Origin of the sequence: Mesorhizobium sp. M2A.F.Ca.ET.037.01.1.1 (genome assembly GCF_003998075.1) — a bacterium.
Lineage (GTDB): Bacteria > Pseudomonadota > Alphaproteobacteria > Rhizobiales > Rhizobiaceae > Mesorhizobium.
Genome location: NZ_RZSA01000965.1, coordinates 1 through 2,435 on the forward strand (window position 1 = coordinate 1; position 2,435 = coordinate 2,435).

Consider the following 2,435-nt stretch of genomic DNA (forward strand, 5'->3'; position numbering starts at 1 on the left):
ATGTCAGGGACGTGCTCTTCGGATCGATCGCGGCAATCTCGCGCCGCGATTTCGGCGACCGCTATTTCCGCCTGGCGATCAGCATCATCCTTGCCACTATCCCGATCATCATTGCCGGCCTTGCGCTTTCCGGTGTGCTCAACGCCTGCAATTCGCCGCTGCGCGGGCTCGCCGTCATCGGCTCGGCCTGTATAGCCATGGCGATCCTTTTGGCGCTCGCCGAGATCTTCGCCAGGCACAAGCTGATGCTGCGCCAGGCGTCGATCCTCGATGCGCTCTTGGTTGGCGTCGCCCAGGTCGGCGCGCTTATCCCCGGTGTCTCACGCTCGGGCTCGACGCTGACGGCGGCGATGGGGCTGGGCTTCGCCCGGCCGGAGGCGGCACGCCTGTCCTTCCTGCTCGGCCTGCCGGCAATCGCGCTGGCCGGCCTCAAGGAGCTCTACGAACTGCACAAGGTGCATCTCGACGCGCATGGCTGGTCGATCCTGGCGGTCGGCCTCGTCGTCGCCTCGATCTCGGCCTTTTTCGCGATCTGGGGGCTGATGCGGGTGCTGGAGCGCTTCTCCGCCTGGCCGTTCGTTATCTATCGCGGCCTGCTTGGCGTGGTGCTGCTGGTCAGCGTCGCGGCCGGCTGGTTGACCTGAAGCAACCCGGGAAATCCACGCAGCGGCCTCGGCCGAATCCGCTATACCGATGCTGAGGAGCGGGATGCGCTGATGGATCTTGGGACCCTGCTGAACTCGGTTCCTTTGCTGGCCACGCTGGTGAAATCGGCGGTGCCCGCCGCCGTAGGCGCGGGCATCGGCCTCGGCCAATGGCTAGCGGCGCTGCCGCCTTGCCGCAACCAGACTTTCGAGAACGCGACCTATCTGGTCTGCGAGGCCGATCCGAAGCATTTCTCCATCGAGTTGTTCTGGAAGAACAAGGATGGCGACTTCTACCGATCGCTGCACAATCTGCGCAGCGCGCAGCAAGCGGCGGGGCGCAACCTGCTGTTCGGCATCAATGCCGGCATGTATCATCCGAACCTCGCGCCGGTCGGGCTTTATGTCGAACGCGGCGAGCAGGTCACGCCGGCGAAGACCGGATCGGGAACCGGCAATTTCTCCATGCAGCCCAACGGCATCTTCTATCTCAGCGCCGGCAAGGCAGGGGTTCGCGCGACCAAGGATTATCTCAAGCGTCCGCCGCGCGTGGACTACGCCACGCAGTCCGGGCCGATGCTGGTCATCGACGGCAAGCTGCATCCGAAATTCCATGCGGACGGCACCTCGCGAAAAATCCGCGATGGCGTGGGCGTGCGCGCCGACGGCGTCGCGGTCTTCGCGATCTCGGACGATGTCGTGACTTTCCACGAATTCGCCCGGCTGTTCCGCGACCAGCTCGGCTGCCCGAACGCGCTCTTCCTCGACGGTTCTATCTCGAGCCTCTACGCGCCCGGCATCGGCCGAAACGACGATTTCTGGAATCTCGGGCCGATGATCGGGGTGTTCAGGAAGTAGTCAGAGCGCTTGCTGCGCGCTTCCAGCTTAACCGGACGCGTCCTGGATCGCGGACAGCAGCCATGGTCCTCCGGCCTGACGGGCGAAGGTCCACAGCTCGGTCGCTTCGACCGGATTGTTGGGATCGCCCTTCTCGACGGCGCCGGTCTGGCGGTTTTGCATGGTATCGATCGCCGACCAGCGCATCGCCACGGTGGCGTAGTCGCGCGAGCCTTCCCGCCACGCCTCCGCCACTTCGCCCTTCAGCAGCCTAAGGTTTGTAACCTCGTTCTTGAGGCCGTGGGTCGCGTTGTCGGCCAGTTCCTCCGAAAGGTAGGAAACCATTTCGGGGGTCGTCAGCCGGCGCAATCCCTGGTGATCCTCACGAGTGAAGGCAGCCTGCACCTCGCCAAGGATTCGTTCGAACGCGTCGCGATCAGCGTCAGTGATGCCGATTTCATCGGCTCCTGATGCGTCAGCGGAGCCGAAGCTTGCGGCGTTGGACGAATAGCTGGGCGGCGCGCCGCCCCAGCCTTGCCGTCCGAACGGACCGCCGGCGTTTCGCATATTGGCAGGCGCGGCATTGTCTCGATTGAGGAAGCGCATCGCCAGCATCACGAGGCCGCCGATCAAGAGCAGCTGGAAGATGAAGCTCAGCCCGCCGCCAATGCCGCCGAAACCATGGCCCAGCATCATGCCGAACAGGCCCTGGAAGAACAGTCCTCCCACAAGACCGCCGACAAAACCGCCGCCGAAACCACGCCAGAAGCCGGGACGCGCGGAGCCGGGAAACGACTGCGATGATGGGATGGACTGGGTGGGTTGTGGCGTCATCGAGCGCGTGACAGGCGCCGTATAAGGGGCCGTCCTGGTCGGCGCGGGCGCCTGATAGGTGCGGCTGCCACGGCTGCCGAAGCTGCCGCCCATGCGCGCCTCGGCGGTGCCGATTGAGAC

General features: G+C 64.8%; 3 protein-coding genes. 2 read left to right on the top strand and 1 reads right to left on the bottom strand.

Annotated elements, in window-relative coordinates; all coding sequences use genetic code 11:
• Together EOA27_RS31995 and EOA27_RS32000 are read left to right on the top strand one after the other, a co-directional pair.
• Positions 1–644: undecaprenyl-diphosphate phosphatase (locus EOA27_RS31995; protein WP_145970673.1), on the top strand; the 644-nt coding region annotated here is incomplete at its 5' end.
• Positions 645–716: 72 nt separating this feature from the next.
• A complete protein-coding gene (locus EOA27_RS32000) occupies positions 717–1,502 on the top strand; it encodes a phosphodiester glycosidase family protein (RefSeq protein ID WP_126082522.1) in 786 nt (261 codons plus the stop codon).
• 27 nt (positions 1,503–1,529) lie between these two features.
• Here the strand turns inward: EOA27_RS32000 and EOA27_RS32005 are convergent.
• Positions 1,530–2,435 (bottom strand): Tim44 domain-containing protein (locus tag EOA27_RS32005; protein WP_127258189.1); only part of this gene is annotated, 906 nt, incomplete at its 5' end.